Genomic DNA, 21,096 nt, shown 5'->3' with positions numbered 1-21,096 from the left:
GTGGCGGTCGGTTCCCTGCGCCGGGACCAGGGTGGCCCGTCCAGGTTCGCTCTCTCCCTCGGTGAGGCGTGGGCCGCAGGCGTCGAGGTCGACTGGCGGGTGTTCTACGAAGGCACCGGAGCCCGCCGCATCGACCTCCCCACCTACGCCTTCGACCGCCAGCGCTACTGGCCCAAGGCGGCCGTCAGCTCGGGCGCGGCCGACCCGGTCGACGCCGAGTTCTGGACCCTCGTCGACAGCGGTGACCTCGCTTCCGCGCTCGATGTGGACCCGGACGCGGCGGCGGCCGTGGCGCCCGCGCTGTCCGCATGGCGTGGGCGGCAGAAGGCCCAGTCCACCGTGGACTCGTGGCGGTACCAGGATTCCTGGGAGCGGCTGCGCGGTGTCCCCGTCGCCGGTATCACGGGGACCTGGCTCGCTCTCGTTCCGGCCGGCATCGACGGGGCGGACCAGGCCGACAAGGCATGGACCGAGTCCGTGCTCGCGCCGCTCGGCGCCGACGTCGTACGCATCGATGTCGCACCGGACACCGACCGGGCAACCCTCGCCGCCCGGTTGGCCGGTCTTGAGCCCGCCGGAGTGCTGTCCCTGCTCGGTACGGCCGACCGGCCGTACCCCGGGTTCGACGCCACGTCGACGGGTCTGGCGCTGTCGGTGCTGCTCGTGCAGGCGCTCGGCGACGCCGGGATCACGGCGCCGCTGTGGGCCGTGACCCGGGGAGCGGTCACGACCGGCGCCGACGACACGGTCACCAGCCCCGCCCAGACGGCGCTGTGGGGACTCGGCCGGGTCGCGGCCCTGGACCTGCCGCACCGGTGGGGCGGCCTGGTCGACCTTCCCGAGGAGATCGACGACCGTATCGCCGAGGGCCTGGTCGCCGCGCTCAGCAACGGGGGTGGAGAGGATCAGCTCGCCGTGCGCGCCTCCGGCGTTCACGGCCGGCGGCTGGTGCCCGCGCCGCGTGGGCAGCGGGGCGAGGAGTGGCAGCCGCGCGGCACGGTGCTCATCACCGGTGGCACCGGCGCGCTCGGCGGTCATGTCGCCCGCTGGGTCGCCGACGCCGGCGCCGAGCACGTCGTCCTCACCAGCCGTCGCGGGGCCGCGGCGCCCGGCGGGCAGGAGCTGCGGGCCGAACTCGAAGCGCTCGGCGCCCGGGTCACGCTCGCGGCCTGCGACGCCTCCGACCGGGCGGCGCTGGCGGCGCTGCTGGAGCAGATCCCGGCCGAGCACCCGCTGACGGCGGTCGTGCACGCGGCCGGTGTCGTCGAGGGCAACGCTCCGACCGACGCGCTCGGCATCGACCAGCTCGACCGGCTGCTGCGGGCCAAGACGACGTCCGCGTGGAACCTGCACGAACTCACCGCGGACAACCCGGAGATCGAGGCGTTCATCCTCTTCTCGTCCGGCGCGGCGAGCTGGGGCAGCGGGGCACAGCCCGCCTACGCGGCGGCCAACGCCTACCTGGACGGCCTCGCGCACCACCGCCACGGTCTGGGCCTCGCGGCCACGTCCGTCGCGTGGGGTGCCTGGGCGGACAGCGGCATGGCCGCCGAGAACGCCGAGGGCGCGGAGCAACTGCGCCGCCGCGGCCTGCACACCATGGCGCCGGAGCTCGCGATCACGGCGCTGCGGCAGGCGGTCGCCGACGGCCGGACGCAGCTCACCGTCACCAACACCGACTGGGAGAAGTTCGCGCCCAGCTTCACGGCACAGCGGCCCAGCCCGCTGCTCGACGGCATCCCGGACGTGCGCAGGCTGGCCGAGGCCGAGGCGCAGCCGTCCGACTCCGGGTTCAAGGAGCGGCTGGCCGCGCTGCCCGAGTCCGAGCGCGGCCGGGTCCTGCTCGACCTGGTCCGCGCCGAGGCCGCAGCGACGCTCGGCTACGACGAGGCCGACGCGTTCTCGGCGAACCGTGCCTTCCGCGACGTCGGCTTCGACTCGGTGATGGCCGTCGACCTGCGCAACCGGCTGAAGGCGGCCACCGGGGTGGCGCTGCCCGCGACCCTGGTCTTCGACCACCCGACCCCGGCGGCCCTGGCGCAGTTCATCCGTACCGAGCTGCTGGGCGAGACGGGCGAGCAGCGGGCGGACGATCCCGAGGCGCACATCCGCGAGACCCTCGCCTCGATCCCGATCAGCCGACTGCGCAAGGCCGGCCTGCTGGATCTCGTGCTCCAACTTGCACAAGACAGTGGGGAAATCACGAGCACTGATTCTGTTGTGCTTGATCCCGAGGCGGACTCGATCGACGACCTCGACGGCGAAGCACTGCTGCGCCTGGCGATCGAGAACTCCGGGAACTGACGGCCGACCCCCAGAAGGAAGCGCGATGACCTCCTCTGCCAACCAGTACGTCGAGGCACTTCGGTCGTCACTGAAGGAGGTCGACCGGCTGCGCAAGCAGAACCAGCAGCTGATCGCGGCGGCGGTGGAGCCCATCGCGATCGTCGGCATCGGCTGCCGGTACCCCGGCGGGGTGGCCTCGCCGGAGGACCTGTGGCAGGTGGTGGCCGAGGGGCGCGACGTCATAGGCCCGTTCCCGGCCGACCGCGGCTGGGACACGGCGGCGCTGGCGAGCGCCACCGCCGAGGGCGGCTTCCTGGACGACGTGGCGGGCTTCGACGCCGGACTGTTCGGGATCTCGCCGCGCGAGGCCGTCGTCATGGACCCGCAGCAGCGTCTCCTCCTGGAGACCTCCTGGGAGGCGCTGGAGCGGGCGGGCATCGACGCCTCCTCGCTGCGGGGCACCCAGACCGGCGTGTTCCTGGGCACCACCTCCCAGGACTACGCCGACCTGCTCGCCCGCTCCGCCGAGGACGTCGGTCTCTACGCCACCACCGCGTTCGCCGCGAGCGTGCTGTCGGGCCGTATCTCCTACCTGCTCGGCCTGGAGGGCCCGGCCGTCACCGTCGACACCGCCTGCTCCTCGTCCCTGGTCGCGCTGCACCTCGCGGCCCAGGCGCTGCGCGGCGGCGAGTGTGACCTGGCGCTCGCCGGTGGCGTCGCGGTCATGACGACGCCCGCCGGGTTCGCCGCGTTCACCTCCCAGGGCGGTCTCGCCGGCAACGGCCGCTGCAAGGCGTTCTCCGACGACGCCGACGGCACCGGCTGGGCCGAAGGCGTCGGCGTGCTGGTGCTCAAGCGCCTCTCCGACGCGCGGCGCGCGGGGGACAACATCCTGGCCGTGGTGCGCGGCTCGGCCGTCAACCAGGACGGCGCGTCGAACGGTCTTACGGCGCCGAACGGGCCGTCGCAGCAGCGCGTGATCCGCAAAGCGCTGGCCAACGCCGGTCTGTCCGCCGCCGACGTGGACGCAGTCGAGGCGCACGGCACCGGCACCACGCTCGGCGACCCCATCGAGGCGGGCGCGGTACTCGCCACGTACGGCCAGGGCCGCGAGAACCCGGTGCTGCTGGGCTCCATCAAGTCCAACATCGGCCATCCGCAGGGCGCGGCCGGTGTCGCCGGCGTCATCAAGATGGTCATGGCCCTCCAGCACGGACTGCTGCCCCGGACCCTCCACGTCGGCACCCCGTCGAGCAACGTCGACTGGGACTCCGGCAAGGTCGAGCTGCTGACCTCCGCGCGGCCCTGGCCCGCAGCCGACCGGCCCTCCCGCGCGGGAGTGTCCGCGTTCGGCGTCAGCGGCACCAACGCCCACGTCATCATCGAGCAGGCCCCGGCACAGCCCGACACCGCCGAGGAAGCCACCGTCACCCCCGGCGTCGTCCCGTGGACCGTCTCCGCTCGCTCGGCCACCGCCCTTCAGTCACAGCGAGCCCGGCTCACGACCGCGGCCGCCACCCTCTCCCCGATCGACGTCGGCCACACCCTCGCCACCGCCCGCGCCGCCCTCGAACACCGCGCCGTACTGCTCCCCGACGGCACCGAACTCGCCACCGGCGTCGCCGGCGCCGAGACCGGTCTCGCCGTGCTCTTCTCGGGGCAGGGGTCGCAACGGCTCGGTATGGGGCGGGAGTTGTACGACCGCTTCCCGGTCTTCGCGAGCGCGCTGGACGACGTACTCGCCCGCCTGGATCCGCAGTTGCGCGAGGTGATGTGGGGTGTTGACGCGGAGCTGCTGAACCAGACCCGTCACACCCAGCCCGCGCTGTTCGCGCTCCAGGTGGCCCTCTACCGGCTGGTGGAGTCGTGGGGGATCACCCCGGACCAGCTGGCGGGCCATTCCATCGGCGAGATCGCGGCCGCGCACGTGGCCGGGGTGCTGTCGCTGGAGGACGCCTGCACCCTGGTGTCGGAGCGGGCCCGGCTGATGCAGGCGCTGCCCGCGGGCGGCGCGATGGTGGCGGTCCAGGCGAGCGAGGCGGAGGTGCTGCCGCATCTCACCGACCGTGTCTCGATCGCCGCGGTCAACGGCCCGTCCGCCGTGGTGGTCGCGGGCGACGAGACGCAGGTCGCGGAGGTCGTCGCCCGGCTCGGTGACCGCAAGACCAAGCGGCTGCAGGTCAGCCACGCCTTCCACTCGCCCCTGATGGAACCGATGCTGGAGGACTTCCGCACCGTCATCGGCGGCCTGTCCTTCAACGACCCCTCGATTCCCGTGACCGCCACGGGAGACGTGACCGACCCCGAGTACTGGGTTCGGCACGTCCGCGAAGCCGTGCGGTTCCACGACAATGTACGCCGCCTGCACGACCAGGGCGTGACCGCCTTCCTCGAACTGGGCCCGGACGGCGTGCTGTCCGCGATGGTCGCCGAGACCGCCCCCGACGCGGTCGCCGTCCCGGTGCTGCGCAAGGACCGCGAGGAGGAGTCCGCGCTGGTCACAGGGCTGGCGCGGCTGCACGTGAGCGGCGTGACCGTCGACTGGGCGCCGCTCTTCGAGGGCACCGGCGCCCGCCGCGTGGACCTGCCTACGTACCCGTTCCAGCACGAGCGCTACTGGCCGCGGCCCGCCGCCCCGACCGGTGACGTCCGCGCCGCCGGCTTGGGCACCGTGGAGCACCCGCTGCTCGGCGCGGCGGTCGAACTCGCCGACTCCGCCGGGTTCCTGTTCACCTCCCGGCTCTCCCTGCACACCCACCCGTGGCTCGCCGACCACGTCGTCGGCGGACGCGTGCTGTTCGCGGGCACCGCGTTCCTCGAACTCGCCGTACGCGCCGCCGACGAGGTCGGCTGCGAGCGCGTCGACGAACTCACGCTGGCCGCGCCCCTCGTGCTGCCCGAGCAGGGCGCCGTACAGGTGCAGGTCTCCGTCGGAGCCCCCGACGAGACCGGCCAGCGATCCGTCGCGGTCTTCTCCCGCCCCGAGGGAGACATCGATTCCCCGTGGCTCCAGCACGCGAGCGGTGTGCTGGGGCCCGGGGCCCCCACGGTCACGTTCGACGCCGCGCAGTGGCCACCCGCCGGCGCCGAACCCGTTGACATCGAGGGCTCCTACGACCGCTTCACCGAGCTGGGCTTCGACTACGGGCCCGTCTTCCGCGGCCTGCGCGCGGTGTGGCGAGGCGGTGACGGCGTCGTCTTCGCCGAGGTCACGCTGCCCGAGGACGCGGACGCCACCTCGTACGGACTGCACCCCGCGCTGCTCGACGCGGGCATGCACGCCGCCGGGTTCGGTGACCTCGGCTCCATCAGCCGGGGCGGACTGCCGTTCTCCTGGCAGGGCGTGACCCTGCACGCCTCCGGCGCCTCGACGGTACGGGTGCGGCTGGCGCGTGGCGCCGACGGCTCGATGGAGATCGCCGTCGCCGATCCGGCGGGCGCGCCGGTGGCGTCCGTGGAGGCGCTGCAGACCCGGCCCGTCCCGGCCGACGAGCAGGGCACGCCGACCGCCGCCGGCGTCGAGCGCGACTCGCTGTTCCAGGTCGAGTGGACCCCCGTCGAGCCGACGACGCAGAGCGTGGGACGGAGCGTCGCGGTCCTCGGGCCGGACGCGCTCGGCCTCGGCCAGAACGTGGTGGACCCCGGTCTGGGACCCGTGTACGACGACCTGGACGCCGTAGCCGCGGACGCGGATGTCGACGACGTGCTCGTGCCGTTCGCCGGCGGTGCGGACGTGCACACGGCGGTCTCCCGCGCCCTGCGGCTCGTCCAGGACTGGCTGCGCCAGGACCGGCCGGGACGGCTCGTGTTCGTCACCCGTGGCGCGATCGAGGGAGACGACCTCGCCGCGGCGGCCGTACGCGGCCTGGTCGGCTCGGCCCAGTCGGAACACCCCGGCCGGTTCGCGCTGGTGGACGTCGACAGTGTGGACGCCGACACGGCGGACGTCGACGCCCCCGACCTGCTGTCCGCGGCCCTGGCCACGGGCGAACCCAGCCTGGCCGTCCGCGACGGCGAGGTGCGTGCCGCACGGCTGGCCCGCGTGGCACTGCCCCTGGAGACCCTCACCTGGAACGGCCGCGTGCTGATCACCGGCGGCACCGGCGGCCTCGGCGCGGTCCTGGCCCGGCACCTGGTCGAACGGCACGGCGTCCGCGACCTGCTGCTGGTCAGCCGACGCGGTCCCGACGCCGACGGCGCGCAGCAGCTGACCGCCGAACTGACCGAGTTCGGCGCGCACGTCGAGATCGAGGCCTGCGACGTGTCCGACCGGGCCGCGCTGGCCGCCCTCCTCGAACGGCACCCCGTGGGCGCCGTGGTGCACACGGCGGCCGTCCTGGACGACGGCGTCGTCGAGTCGCTGACCCCGGAGCGCGTCGGCACCGTCCTGCGGGCCAAGGCCGACGCCGCACGGCACCTGCACGAACTGGCCGGTGACGTCTCGGCGTTCGTCCTGTTCTCCTCCGCGGCCGGCACCTTCGGCGGCGCCGGCCAGGCCAACTACGCCGCCGCCAACGCCTACCTGGATGCCCTCGCCCGCCACCGCAGGTCCCAGGGCCTGCCCGCCGTGGCACTGGCGTGGGGCGCCTGGGAGCAGTCGGTCGGCATGACGAGCGCCATGTCCGACGCCGACCTGCAGCGCGTCGAGCGCTCCGGCATGCCGCCGCTCACCGTGACGCAGGGCCTCGCCCTCTTCGACGGAGCCGTGGCCGCCGCCGAGCCCGTCCTGCTGCCCCTCCGCCTCGACCTGCCCACCCTCCGCCGCCTCCCGGAGACGCCCCCGCTGCTGCGCGGCCTGATCAAGACGCCGCGCCGCCGCGCCGCCGCCGTGGGGGCCGCGGCCGCCACCGGACTCGCCCAGTCCCTGGCCCGGGCCACTCGCGACGAGCGCCTGACGGCGCTGCTGGACGTGGTCCGCGCCGACGTCGCCACAGTGCTCGGCCACGGCGGCGCCGACGACGTCGACCACACCCGAACGTTCCAGGGCCTCGGCTTCGACTCGCTCACCGCCGTCGAACTGCGCAACCGCCTCACCGCGTCGACCGGCATCCGCCTGCCCGCCACGCTGATCTTCGACTACCCGAACCCGGCCGCGCTGGCCGCCTACCTGAGCGACGAACTGTTCGGCGACGACCAGGACACCGCCGGGGAGCTGCCCGCGCCGCAGTCGACGACCGACGACCCGATCGTCATCGTCGGCATGGCCTGCCGCTACCCCGGCGACGTCGCCTCCCCCGAGGACCTGTGGCAGCTGGTGATCGAGGGCCGCGACGGCGTCACCGGCTTCCCGGACAACCGGGGCTGGGACCTGGAGTCCCTCCACCACCCGGACCCCGACCACCCCGGCACCACCCATGTCATGCGGGGCGGCTTCCTGCACGACGCCGACCTGTTCGACCCCGACTTCTTCGACATGTCGCCCCGCGAGGCCCTGGCCACCGATGCCCAGCACCGCCTCCTCCTGGAGACGGCGTGGGAGGCGTTCGAACGGGCGGGCGTGGCACCGACCTCGCTGAGCGGTTCGCGCACCGGCGTCTTCGCCGGCGTCATGACCAACGACTACAGCACGCTCGTCGGCGACGAGGCCTTCGAGGGCTACCAGGGCACCGGCACCGCGCAGAGCGTGCTCTCCGGCCGCGTCGCCTACACCTTCGGCCTGGAGGGCCCCGCGGTCACCGTCGACACCGCCTGCTCGTCCTCCCTGGTAGCCCTCCACCTGGCCGCGCAGGCGCTGCGGGGCGGCGAGTGCGACCTCGCCCTCGCGGGCGGTGTGACGGTGATGTCCACCCCCGGCTCCTTCGTGGCCTTCTCCCGCCAACGCGGCCTCGCGGCCGACGGACACTGCAAGTCCTTCGCCGACGGCGCGGACGGCACGGGATGGGGTGAGGGCGTCGGCCTGCTGGTCCTGGAGCGTCAGTCGGACGCCGTCCGCAACGGCCACCGGATCCTGGCGGTGGTGCGGGGCTCGGCGGTCAACCAGGACGGTGCGTCGAATGGTCTGACCGCGCCGAACGGTCCCTCGCAGCAGCGCGTCATCCGGCAGGCGCTCGCATCGGCCGGACTGTCCACCTCCGACGTGGACGCGGTCGAGGCACACGGCACCGGTACGACACTGGGCGACCCGATCGAGGCGCAGGCACTGCTGGCCACCTACGGCCAGGACCGCGAACAGCCCCTCCTGCTCGGCTCCGTGAAGTCCAACATCGGCCACACCCAGGCCGCCGCCGGCGTCGCCGGTGTCATCAAGATGGTCCTGGCGATGCAGCACGGCGCACTGCCGCAGACCCTGCACGTCGACCAGCCCTCGTCGCACATCGACTGGTCCGCCGGAGCGGTGGAACTCGCGGTCGAGCGGACCGCGTGGCCGACCGCCGACCGCCCCCGCCGGGCCGGTGTCTCGTCCTTCGGCGTCAGCGGCACCAACGCGCACGTCATCCTCGAACAGGGCCCCGCCGCCACCGAACCGGCGACCACGGACACCACCCCTGCCAGGACGCCGTGGATCGTCTCCGCGAAGTCCGAGGAGGCGCTGCGCGGGCAGGTCGAGCGGGTCCGGGAGCTCGACGGGGATCCGGTGGACGTCGGGTTCTCGCTGCTGACGACGCGTACGTTGTTCGACCACCGTGCGGTGCTGCTGGACGGTGTCGAGCTTGCCCGGGGCGTGGCTGGCCGTAAGCCGCTTGCGTTGCTGTTCTCGGGGCAGGGTTCGCAACGGCTGGGTATGGGGCGGGAGTTGTACGACCGGTTCCCGGTGTTCGCCGAGGCCTTCGACGCCGTACTCGTCCATCTGGACCCGGCTCTGCGTGAGGTGATGTGGGGTGGGGACGAGGGGCTGCTGAACCAGACCGGTTATACGCAGCCTGCTCTGTTCGCGCTTCAGGTGGCTCTGTACCGGTTGGTGGAGTCGTGGGGTGTGAGGCCCGATCATCTGGCCGGTCACTCCATCGGTGAGATCGCGGCGGCGCATGTCGCGGGTGTGTTGAGCCTGGAGGATGCGTGCCTCCTCGTCACGGCGCGCTCCAGTCTGATGCAGGAGCTGCCTGCTGGTGGTGCGATGGTCTCGGTGGTGGCCTCCGAGGAGGAGGTGCTGCCGCACCTGACCGAGAAGGTTTCCATCGCTGCCGTGAACGGCCCGGCGTCCGTGGTCATCGCGGGTGACGAGGCTGAGGTGCTGGGGATCGCCGGGCGTTGGAAGTCCAAGCGGCTGCGTGTGTCCCACGCCTTCCACTCCCCGCTGATGGCCCCGATGCTGGAGGACTTCCGCGAGGCGATCGGCGAGATCGAGTTCCGTGAGCCGCAGATCCCCTTCGCGACGTCCGGCGATGTGACCGACCCCGAGTACTGGGTGCGGCATGTCCGCGAGGCGGTCCGCTTCCACGACAACATCCAGGCCCTCGGCGATGTGACCTTCCTGGAGATCGGCCCGGACGGAGTGCTGTCCGCGATGGTCGCCCAGGACGCGGCTGACGCGGTGGCGATCCCGGTCCTGCGCAAGGACAAGCCGGAGGAGGACGCCGTACTCACCGCCCTCGCGCGGCTGCACGTCCACGGCACCCCCGTCGACTGGACGTCCTTCTACCCGGGCGGCACCCGCGTCGACCTGCCCACCTACGCCTTCCAACGCCGGCGCTTCTGGCCCGAGGCGTCGAGCACATCGGACGTGCGGTCCGCCGGCCTCGACTCCGTCGGCCACCCCCTCCTCGGCGCGGCTGTCGAACTCGCCGGAGCGGAAGGGTTCCTGTTCACCTCGCGGCTGTCGCCCCGCACCCACCGCTGGCTCGCCGACCACACGCTGCACGGCCGCACCCTCCTGCCCGGCGCCGCGCTCGTCGAACTCGCGCTGCGTGCCGGGGACGAGATCGGCTGCGGCCGGGTCGAGGAACTGACCCTGTCCGTGCCGCTCGTCGTCGAGGGCGCGACCCAGCTCCAACTGCGCGTCGGCATCGCCGACACCGCCGGACGCCGGCCCGTCGCCGTGCACACCCGGCCCGAGAACGCGGCCGACCAGCCGTGGACCGAGCACGCGACCGGCTTCCTCGCCCCGACGGCGGAGACAACGGACTTCGACGCCGTCGTCTGGCCGCCGGCCGATGCCGAACGGGTCGACATCGAGGGCTGCTACGACGCCTTCGCGGACCGTGGCTTCGAGTACGGCCCGGTCTTCCAGGGCCTGCGTGCTGTCTGGCGGCGCGGTGACGAGGTGTTCGCGGAGGTCGCGCTGCCCGACGGCGTGGAGCCCGGCACCTTCGGCATCCACCCGGCGCTGCTCGACGCCGCCCTGCACGCGGTGGCCTTCGCGCGGCAGCGCACCGAGGGAGCCGTACCGTTCTCGTGGGAGGGCGTCTCGCTGCACGCGGAGGGCGCGACCGCGCTGCGGGTGCGCCTCACGACCAGCGGGGACAACACCCTGTCCCTCGCGCTCGCCGACACGGCCGGAGCACCCGTCGCCTCCGTCGACTCCCTGCTCACCCATGCCGTCTCGGCACAGCAGCTCGCCGCCACCACCGACTCGCTGTTCGGCCTGGACTGGACCCCGATCGCGCTGCCCGAAGCCCCCGACGCCGACGCCGTGGTCGAGTACCTGGTGAGCGACGGCGACGTCGTCGCGTCGGCCCATGAGCTCGCCGCTCGCGCGCTCGCCCTGGTGCAGCGGTGGATCGCGGAGGACCGTGCCGAGCGCCTTGTCCTCGTGACGCGTGAGGGTGATCTGGCGGCGTCGGCGGTGTGGGGTCTGGTGCGGTCGGCGCAGTCGGAGCATCCGGGCCGGTTCGTGCTGGTCGACACCGACACCGACACCGACACCCACGCCGACGCCGATGCTGACGGCGACCTGCCCGCGGGCGTACTCAGCGGCGCCGAGCCGCAACTCCGGATCCGTGACGGCGTGGTGAGCGTCCCGCGCGTCGTCCGCCTCACAGCCCCCGCCGAGCCGGTGCGGCTCGAAGGACCGGTGCTGGTGACGGGCGGTACGGGTGGTCTGGGTCGGGTGGTCGCGCGTCATCTGGTCGAGGCGCATGGTGTGGATGAGTTGGTGTTGGTGAGCCGCCGGGGTGAGGCGGCGGACGTGAGTGAGCTGGAGGCGGCCGGGGCGAGTGTGTCGGTCGTGGCTTGTGATGTGGCGGATCGTGCGGCGGTGGCGGATCTGCTGGAGCGGTATTCGGTGCGTTCGGTGGTGCATGCGGCCGGTGTGCTGGACGACGGTGTGGTGGAGTCACTGACGCCGGAGCGGCTGGAGGCCGTACTGCGGCCGAAGATCGACGCGGCCTGGCTTCTGCACGAACTCGCCCAGGACCTCAGCGCGTTCGTCCTCTACTCCTCGGCGTCCGGCGTCTTCGGAACGGCCGGACAGGCCAACTACGCCGCGGGCAACACGTTCCTCGACGCCCTCGCCGCCCACCGCCGCGCTCTCGGCCTCCCGGGCCTGTCCCTGGCGTGGGGCGCCTGGGACCAGACCGGCATGGTCGACGGAGCCGACGCCGAGCGGCTGAACAGGTCCGGCATGCCGCCGATCACCCCTGACCAGGGCATCCAGCTGTTCGACGCCGCCCTCGCCACCGGCGACGCGCTCGTGCTGCCGCTGCGCCTCGACACCGCAGCCCTGCGTGCGCGCGGCGAGATCCCCGACGTCCTGCGCGGACTCGTCCGGACCCGCACCAAGCGGACCGCCGCCTCGGCCACCGCCGCCTCCCTCGTACGACGGCTCGACGCACTCCCCGAGCAAGCCCGCCTGGAGTCGCTGCTGGAACTGGTGCGTACCGAGGTGGCCGCCGTACTCGGCCACGCGGGCGCCGGCACCGTCGACCCCGAACGCGCCTTCCAGAGCCTCGGTTTCGACTCCCTCACCGCGGTCGAACTGCGCAACCGCCTCGGCGCGGTCACCGGACTGCGGCTGCCCGCGACGCTGACCTTCGACTACCCGACCGCCGCCCTGCTGGCCGCCCACCTCGCGGACGAGCTGTTCGGCGCCGACCGGGACACCGCCGGGCTGCTCCCCGCGCCGCTGTCGACGACCGACGACCCGATCGTCATCGTCGGCATGGCCTGCCGCTACCCCGGCGGAGCGAACTCGCCCGAGGACCTGTGGCGGCTCGTCGCCGACGGCGTCGACGCCATCACCGAGTTCCCGGCCAACCGGGGCTGGGACCGCGACGCCCTCTACCACCCCGACCCCGACCACCTCGGCACGACGTACTCCGTCTCCGGCGGATTCCTGCACCAGGCGGGCGAGTTCGACCCCGAGTTCTTCGGCATGTCCCCGCGAGAGGCCCTCGCCACCGACTCACAGCAGCGCCTGCTCCTGGAGACGACCTGGGAGGCGCTGGAACGCACCGGCATCGACCCGACGTCCCTGCGCGGCAGCGCGACCGGCGTGTTCGCCGGCGTGATGTACAACGACTACGCCTCACTCCTGGACGGCGACGACTTCGAGGGCCACCAGGGCCAGGGCAGCGCCGGCAGCGTCGCCTCCGGCCGGGTGTCCTACACGTTCGGCTTCGAGGGCCCGGCGGTCACGGTCGACACCGCGTGCTCGTCGTCGCTGGTGGCGCTCCACCTCGCGGCACAGGCCCTGCGGCAGGGGGAGTGCACCCTCGCCCTCGCCGGCGGCGTCACCGTGATGTCCACCCCCACCACCTACGTCGAGTTCTCCCGCCAGCGCGGCCTGTCCGCCGACGGCCGCTGCAAGGCGTTCGGCGCCGGCGCGGACGGCACGGGCTGGGGTGAGGGCGTCGGTCTGCTGGTGCTGGAGCGTCAGTCGGACGCGGTGCGCAACGGTCACCGGATTCTGGCGGTGGTGCGGGGCTCGGCGGTGAACCAGGACGGTGCGTCGAATGGTCTGACGGCGCCGAACGGTCCGTCGCAGCAGCGCGTCATCCGGCAGGCGCTCGCATCGGCCGGGCTGTCCACGTCCGACGTCGACGCGGTGGAGGCGCACGGTACGGGTACGTCGCTCGGCGACCCGATCGAGGCGCAGGCACTGCTCGCTACGTACGGCCAGAACCGCGATGTGCCCCTGTACTTGGGCTCGGTGAAGTCGAACATCGGCCACACCCAGGCCGCCGCGGGTGTCGCGGGCATCATCAAGATGGTCAAGGCGCTGGAGCACGGGGTGCTTCCGCGGACGCTGCATGTGGAGGAACCGTCGCCCCAGGTGGACTGGGAGTCGGGGGCGGTGGAGCTGCTGGGCGGTCCTGTCGAGTGGCCTTCAGCTGACCGGCCGCGTCGCGCGGCGGTGTCGTCGTTCGGCGTCAGCGGCACCAACGCACATGTGATTCTTGAGCAGCCGGTCGGGGAGACGCTGGCCGCCCCGGACACGGAGCCCGTCGGTGGCGTGCCGTGGCTGGTGTCCGCCAAGTCCGAGGCGGCGCTGTCGGGCCAGATCGAACGCATCAAGGAGCTCGACGGGGATCCGGTGGACGTCGGGTTCTCGCTGCTGACGACGCGTACGTTGTTCGACCACCGTGCGGTGCTGCTGGACGGTGTCGAGCTTGCCCGGGGCGTGGCTGGCCGTAAGCCTCTTGCGTTCTTGTTTTCGGGTCAGGGGTCGCAACGGCTGGGTATGGGGCGGGAGTTGTACGGCCGCTTCCCGGTCTTCGCGAGCGCTCTGGATGGCGTACTGGTCCATCTGGACCCGGCTCTGCGTGAGGTGATGTGGGGTGGGGACGAGGGGCTGCTGAACCAGACCGGTTACACGCAGCCTGCGTTGTTCGCGTTGCAGGTGGCGCTGTATCGGTTGGTGGAGTCGTGGGGCGTGAGGCCCGATCACCTGGCCGGTCACTCCATCGGTGAGATAGCGGCGGCGCATGTCGCGGGTGTGTTGAGCCTGGAGGACGCGTGCCTCCTCGTCACGGCCCGCTCCAGCCTGATGCAGGAGCTGCCCGCCGGTGGTGCGATGGTCTCGGTGGTGGCCTCCGAGGAGGAGGTGCTGCCGCACCTGACCGACAAGGTTTCCATCGCTGCCGTGAACGGCCCGGCGTCCGTGGTCATCGCGGGTGACGAGGCTGAAGTGCTGGAGATCGCGTCGCGTTGGAAGTCCAAGCGGCTGCGTGTGTCCCACGCCTTCCACTCCCCGCTGATGGCCCCGATGCTGGAGGACTTCTGCGAGGCGATCGGCGAGATCGAGTTCCGTGAGCCGCAGATCTCCTTCGTGGCATCCGGCGATGTGACCGACGCCGAGTACTGGGTGCGGCATGTCCGCGAGGCGGTCCGCTTCCACGACAACATCCAGGCCCTCGGCGATGTGACCTTCCTGGAGATCGGCCCGGACGGAGTGCTGTCCGCGATGGTCGCCCAGGACGCGGCTGACGCGGTGGCGATCCCGGTCCTGCGCAAGGACAAGCCGGAGGAGGACGCCGTACTCACCGCCCTCGCGCGGCTGCACGTCCACGGCACCCCCGTCGACTGGACGTCCTTCTACCCGGGCGGCACCCGCGTCGACCTCCCCACCTACGCCTTCGAACACCAGGTCTTCTGGCCGGCCACCGCACGCCGCAAGGGTGACGTGGGCGCGGTCGGCATCACCGCCGTGGAGCACCCGCTGCTCGGTGCGGCGGTTGATGTCGCCGGCTCGGACGGGCACCTGTTCACCAGCAGGATCTCGCTGAGTACGCACCCGTGGCTCGCCGACCACAGCGTCTTCGGGCAGGTGCTGCTGCCCGGTACCGCATTCCTGGAGCTCGCGCTGCGCGCCGGGGACGAGGTCGGCTGCGACCGCGTCGACGAACTGACCCTCGCCGCACCGCTGGTGCTGCCGGAGCGGGGCGCGGTGCGGTTGCAGGTGTCCGTCGGTACGGCGGACGAGTCGGGGCGGCGCACCGTGGAGGTCTTCTCGCGGCCCGACGGCGAGGACGCTCCGTGGACGCGGCACGCCGACGGCTTCCTCGCGGCCGGCACGCACACGGACGACTTCGACGCCACCGCGTGGCCGCCGGCCGCCGAACCCCTGGACATCGCCGGGGCCTACGAACGTTTCGCCGAGGCCGGGTTCGACTACGGCACGGTGTTTCAGGGGCTGCAGACGGCGTGGCGGCGCGGTGACGAGGTGTTCGCCGAGGTCGCGCTTCCGGAGGACGTGGACGCCTCGGCGTTCGGCGTGCACCCGGGGCTGCTCGACGCGACGCTGCACGCCGGAGGGTTCTTCGAGGGCAGCGAGGCCGGTCTGCCCTTCTCGTGGGAGAACGTGTCGCTGCACGCCACCGGTGCCTCGTCGCTGCGGGTCCGGCTGACCCGTACCGGCTCCGCCTGGCGCATCGCCGTCGCCGACTCCACCGGCGCACCGGTGGCCACGATCGGTGCGCTGGTGACGCGTGCGGTGTCCGCCGAGCAGATCGGCCGGGCGGGCCGTGACTCCCTGTTCCGTCTCGACTGGGTGCCGGTCGCACTGCCGGACGCCGCCGACGGGCACGCCGAGATCGTGCAGATCACCGGAGGCGCGGACATCGTCGGCTCCGCCCACGCCGAGGCGGCCCGCGCGCTCGCCCTGGTGCAGCGGTGGATCGCGGACGACCGTGCCGAGCGCCTTGTCTTCGTGACGCGTGAGGGTGATGTCGCGGCGTCGGCGGTGTGGGGTCTGGTGCGGTCGGCGCAGTCGGAGCATCCGGGCCGGTTCGTGCTGGTCGACACCGACGGCGACGTCCCCGCGGGCGCGCTGACCGGCGAGGAGCCTCAGCTCAGGATCCGGGGCGGCGCGGCCTTCGCGGCACGCCTTGCCCGCGCGTCGGCCGAGGTCACCTCTGAGCCGGTGCGGCTCGAAGGGCCGGTGCTGGTGACGGGCGGTACGGGTGGTCTGGGTCGGGTGATCGCGCGTCATCTGGTCGAGGCGCATGGTGTGGACGAGTTGGTGTTGGTGAGCCGCCGGGGTGAGGCGGCGGACGTGAGTGAGCTGGAGGCGGCCGGGGCGAGGGTGTCGGTCGTGGCTTGTGATGTGGCGGATCGTGCGGCGGTGGCGGATCTGCTGGAGCGGTACCCCGTGCGTTCGGTGGTGCATGCGGCCGGTGTGCTGGACGACGGTGTGGTGGAGTCACTGACGCCGGAGCGGCTGGAGGCCGTACTGCGGCCGAAGATCGACGCGGCCTGGCATCTGCACGAACTCGCCCAGGACATCGGCGCGTTCGTCATCTTCTCCAGCGCCGCCGGCACCTTCGGCGCCGCAGGGCAGGCCAACTACGCCGCGGGCAACGCCTTCCTGGACGCCCTGGCCGCCCACCGCAAGGCCAGCGGCCTGCCGGCTGTCTCGCTCGCCTGGGGCGCGTGGAGCGGTACGGGCATGCTGTCGGACGCCGACGCGGAACGCATGGCACGAGCCGGCACCCCGCCGCTCAGCCCCGAACAGGGCCTCGCGCTCTTCGACACGGCGATCGCCTCCGGCGAAGCCGCCCTCCTGCCGCTCAGGCTCGACCTCCCGGCCCTGCGCGGCCACGGCGAGATCCGCCCGCTGCTGCGCGGCCTGATCCGCACCCGCACCCAGCGTGCGATCGCCGGCTCCGAGACGGCGTCGAGCCTCACCCGGCGACTCGGCGCACTGACGGACACCGCCCGCCTCGACGAGCTCGTGAACCTGGTGCGCGGCGAAGTCGCCGCCGTACTGGGGCATGCGGGCGCCGACGGCGTCGACCCGGCGAAGGCGTTCCAGAGCCTCGGGTTCGACTCCCTCATGGCGGTCGAGCTGCGCAACCGGCTCGGCGCGGTCACCGGACTGCGGCTGCCCGCGACGCTGACCTTCGACTACCCGACCACCGCCGTACTGGCCGCCCACCTCAAGGACGAGCTGTTCGATACGGACGCACCGGCCGTAGCGATGCCGGTGGCGGCGACGGCCCAGGCGGACGACCCGGTCGTGATCGTCGGCATGGCCTGCCGCTACCCGGGCGGGGTCACGAACCCCGAGGAGCTGTGGGACCTGGTGCTGGACGGCACCGACGCGATCACCGGCTTCCCGGAGAACCGCGGCTGGGACCTCGACGCCCTCTACCACCCCGACCCCGACCACGTCGGCACGTCGTACACCCGCTTTGGCGGCTTCCTGCACGACGCCGACCAGTTCGACCCCGAGTTCTTCGGCATGTCCCCGCGAGAGGCCCTCGGCACCGACGCGCAGCAGCGCCTGCTGCTGGAGGCGACCTGGGAGTCGCTGGAGCGGGCGGGCATCGACCCGACCTCGCTGAAGGGCAGCCGGACCGGCGTCTTCGCGGGCGTCATGTACAACGACTACTCCCTGATGCTCGACGGCGACGCCGAGGGCTACCAGGGCACCGGCGGCTCACCGAGCGTGGTCTCGGGCCGGGTGTCCTACACGTTCGGCTTCGAGGGCCCGGCGGTCACGGTCGACACCGCGTGCTCGTCGTCGCTGGTGGCGCTGCACCTGGCGGCGCAGTCGCTGCGGCAGGGGGAGTGCACCCTCGCCCTCGCCGGCGGTGTCACGGTCCTTGCCTCGCCGGGAGCGTTCATCGGTTTCTCCCGCCAGCGCGGCCTGTCCGCGGACGGCCGCTGCAAGGCGTTCGGCGACGGCGCGGACGGTGTGGGCTGGGCCGAGGGCGTCGGTCTGCTGGTGCTGGAGCGCCAGTCGGACGCGGTGCGCAACGGTCACCGGATTCTGGCGGTGGTGCGGGGCTCGGCGGTGAACCAGGACGGTGCGTCCAACGGCCTTACGGCGCCGAACGGTCCGTCGCAGCAGCGGGTGATCCGGCAGGCTCTCGCGAGCGCCGGTCTGTCCACCGCGGACGTCGACGCCGTCGAGGCCCACGGCACAGGAACGACACTGGGCGACCCCATCGAGGCCCAAGCCCTGATGGCGACCTACGGCCAGGACCGCGACGTACCGCTCTACCTGGGGTCGGTGAAGTCCAACATCGGCCACACCCAGGCGGCCGCGGGCGCCGCGGGCATCATCAAGATGGTCAAGGCGCTGGAGCACGGGGTTCTGCCCCGGACGTTGCACGTGGACCAGCCGTCGTCCCAGGTCGACTGGGAGGGGGGCGCGGTCGAGCTGCTCGACAGTGCCACCGAGTGGCCGTCGGTCGACCGGCCGCGTCGCGCGGCGGTGTCGTCGTTCGGTGTCAGCGGCACCAACGCGCATGTGATTCTTGAGCAGCCGCTCGTGGAGGCGCCGGTTGCGGAAGGACCACGCGGCCAATTCGCGCCGTGGCTGGTGTCCGCGAAGTCCGAGGCGGCGCTGCGGGAGCAGGTCGAACGGGTCAAGGAGATCGACGGTGACCCGGTGGACATCGGGCACTCGTTGCTCACCACGCGTACGACCTTCGACCACCGTGCCGTGATCCTCGACGGAGTCGAACTCGCCCGGGGCGTGGCTGTCCGTAAGCCGCTTGCGTTCCTGTTCTCGGGGCAGGGTTCGCAACGGCTGGGGATGGGGCGGGAGTTGTACGACCGGTTCCCGGTGTTCGCCGAGGCCTTCGACGCCGTACTCGTCCATCTCGACCCGGCCCTGCGGGACGTGATGTGGGGTGGGGACGAGGAGCTGCTGAACCAGACCGGTTATACGCAGCCTGCTCTGTTCGCGCTTCAGGTGGCTCTGTACCGGTTGGTGGAGTCATGGGGTGTGCAGCCCGACCATCTCGCCGGTCACTCCATCGGTGAGATAGCGGCGGCGCATGTCGCGGGTGTGCTGAGCCTGGAGGACGCGTGCCTCCTCGTCACGGCGCGCTCTAGCCTGATGCAGGAACTGCCTGTCGGCGGTGCGATGGTGGCGGTCCAGGCGACCGAGGCCGAGGTGCTGCCGCACCTGACGGAGAAGGTGTCGATCGCTGCCGTGAACGGCCCGGCATCGGTGGTCATCGCCGGTGACGAGGCCGAGGTGCTGGAGATCGCCGGGCGGTGGAAGTCGAAGCAGTTGAGGGTGTCGCATGCCTTCCACTCGCCGCTGATGGCCCCGATGCTGGACGACTTCCGGGAGATGCTGGACGGCGTCACCTTCCACGCCCCGCAGATTCCCTTCACGACCTCCGGCGATGTGACCGACCCCGAGTACTGGGTGAACCATGTCCGGGACGCGGTCCGCTTCCACGACAACGTCCGGTCTCTGGGCGATGTGACTTTCCTGGAGATCGGCCCGGACGGCGTCCTGTCCGCGATGGTCGCCCAGGACGCACCTGAAGCAGTGAGCATCCCGGTCCTGCGCAAGGACAAGCCGGAGCCGACCGCGGCCCTGACCGCCCTCGCCACCCTGCACGTCCACGGCACCCACGTCGACTGGACGTCCTTCTACCCGGGCGGCACCCGCGTCGACCTCCCCACCTACGCCTTCCAACGCCAGCGCTACTGGCCCGCCCCGGCGAGCCCGAAGCGCGACGCCACCGGCCTGGGCCTGGTCGGCATGGAGCACCCGCTGCTGGGCGCGGCCGTCGAACTGGCCGAGGACGAAGGCGTCGTCTTCACCAGCAGGCTCTCGACGAGCACGCACCCGTGGCTCTCCGAGCACGAGATCATGGGTCACCGTCTGGTGCCGGCGGCCGTGCTGGTCGAGCTCGCGCTGCGCGCCGGTGACGAGGTCGGCTGCGGCCGCGTCGACGAACTGACCCTCGTGACGCCGCTGGCCCTGCCGGACCGTGGCGGTGTGCAGGTCCGGCTGCGGGTGGCCGCCGAGGACGTGGCGGGGCGCCGTACCTTCACCGTGCATGCCCGGCCGGAGGCACACGTCGAGGAGCCGTGGACCCAGCACGCCTCCGGTGTGCTCGCGACGGGCGAGCGGCCCCCGGCCGACTTCGACTCCACCGTGTGGCCGCCGGCCGGCGCCGTCGCGATGGACCATGAGGACTGCTACGACCGCTTCGCCGACGCGGGCTTCGCCTACGGGCCGACCTTCCAGGGGCTGCGGGCGGCATGGCGTCTGGGCGAGGAGGTCTACGCCGAGCTCGCCCTGCCCGACGACGCGGCCCCGGGCGGCTACGGGCTGCACCCGGCGCTGCTCGACGCGGCTCTGCACGCCGCGCTGCTGGACGAGACGGCCGAGGCCGGGCTGCCGTTCAGCTGGGCGGGCGTCAGCCTGCACGCCACCGGGGCATCGCGGCTGCGCCTCAGGATGACCCGGGACGCGTCCGGCACGACCCGCACCCTTGCGCTCGCCGACCCCACCGGCACGCCGGTCGCCTCGATCGACTCCCTCGTCGTCCGCCCGGTCGCCGCCGACCGGCTCGGCGCCCAGAACATCAGCCGCGACGCGCTCTTCGGAGTCGACTGGGTGCCCGTCGGCACCGAGGACGCGGTGCCGGCCGGCACCGTGGCGGTCCTCGGCGACGACCCGTTCGGACTCGGCTTCGAGACGGTGGCGTCCCCGGGCGACACCGAGGCCGGAGTCGTACTCCTGCCCGTCGTCGGAGACGGTGACGGAGACGGAGACGGAGACGGTGACGGTGACGTGGTGGGGGCGGCGCACACCGCCACCGCGCGCGTCCTCGCCGCCCTGCAGGACTGGATCGCCGCAGAACGGCCCGGCAGGCTCGTCGTCGTCACCCGTGACGTCACGGTCGGCGGCGACCTCGTCGGTGCGGCCGTATGGGGCCTGGTGCGGTCGGCGCAGTCCGAGCACCCCGGCAGCTTCGGCCTGATCGACATGGTGGGCGCGGCCGACGACGAGGTTCGTACCGCGACCGACGCCGACCTGATCGCTGCGGCCCTTGCCATCGACGAGCCTCAACTCGCCGTCCGCGACGGCAAGGTACTCGCGGCCCGCCTGGCCCGGGCGCAGGTCGCCCAGGAGGCGGCCGTCTGGGAGAGCCCCGTTCTCATCACGGGCGGTACCGGTGGCCTCGGCCGGATCATTGCCCGGCACCTGGTCGAGCGGCACGGTGTGACGGAGCT

General features: G+C 72.7%; 2 protein-coding genes. Both read left to right on the top strand.

Translation table 11 applies throughout. The annotated features are described in order from the left end of the window. Positions 1-2,304: beta-ketoacyl reductase (locus ACTMVF_RS42210; RefSeq protein WP_441276401.1), on the top strand; the 2,304-nt coding region annotated here is incomplete at its 5' end. A gap of 25 nt (positions 2,305-2,329) precedes the next feature. Beyond that, a partial coding sequence (locus tag ACTMVF_RS42205) for an SDR family NAD(P)-dependent oxidoreductase (RefSeq protein WP_441276400.1) occupies positions 2,330-21,096 on the top strand: 18,767 nt, incomplete at its 3' end.

It is taken from the genome of Streptomyces sp. SD31, assembly GCF_052068475.1.
Classification (GTDB): domain Bacteria; phylum Actinomycetota; class Actinomycetes; order Streptomycetales; family Streptomycetaceae; genus Streptomyces.
This window is presented reverse-complemented; position numbering and strand designations above follow the sequence as displayed.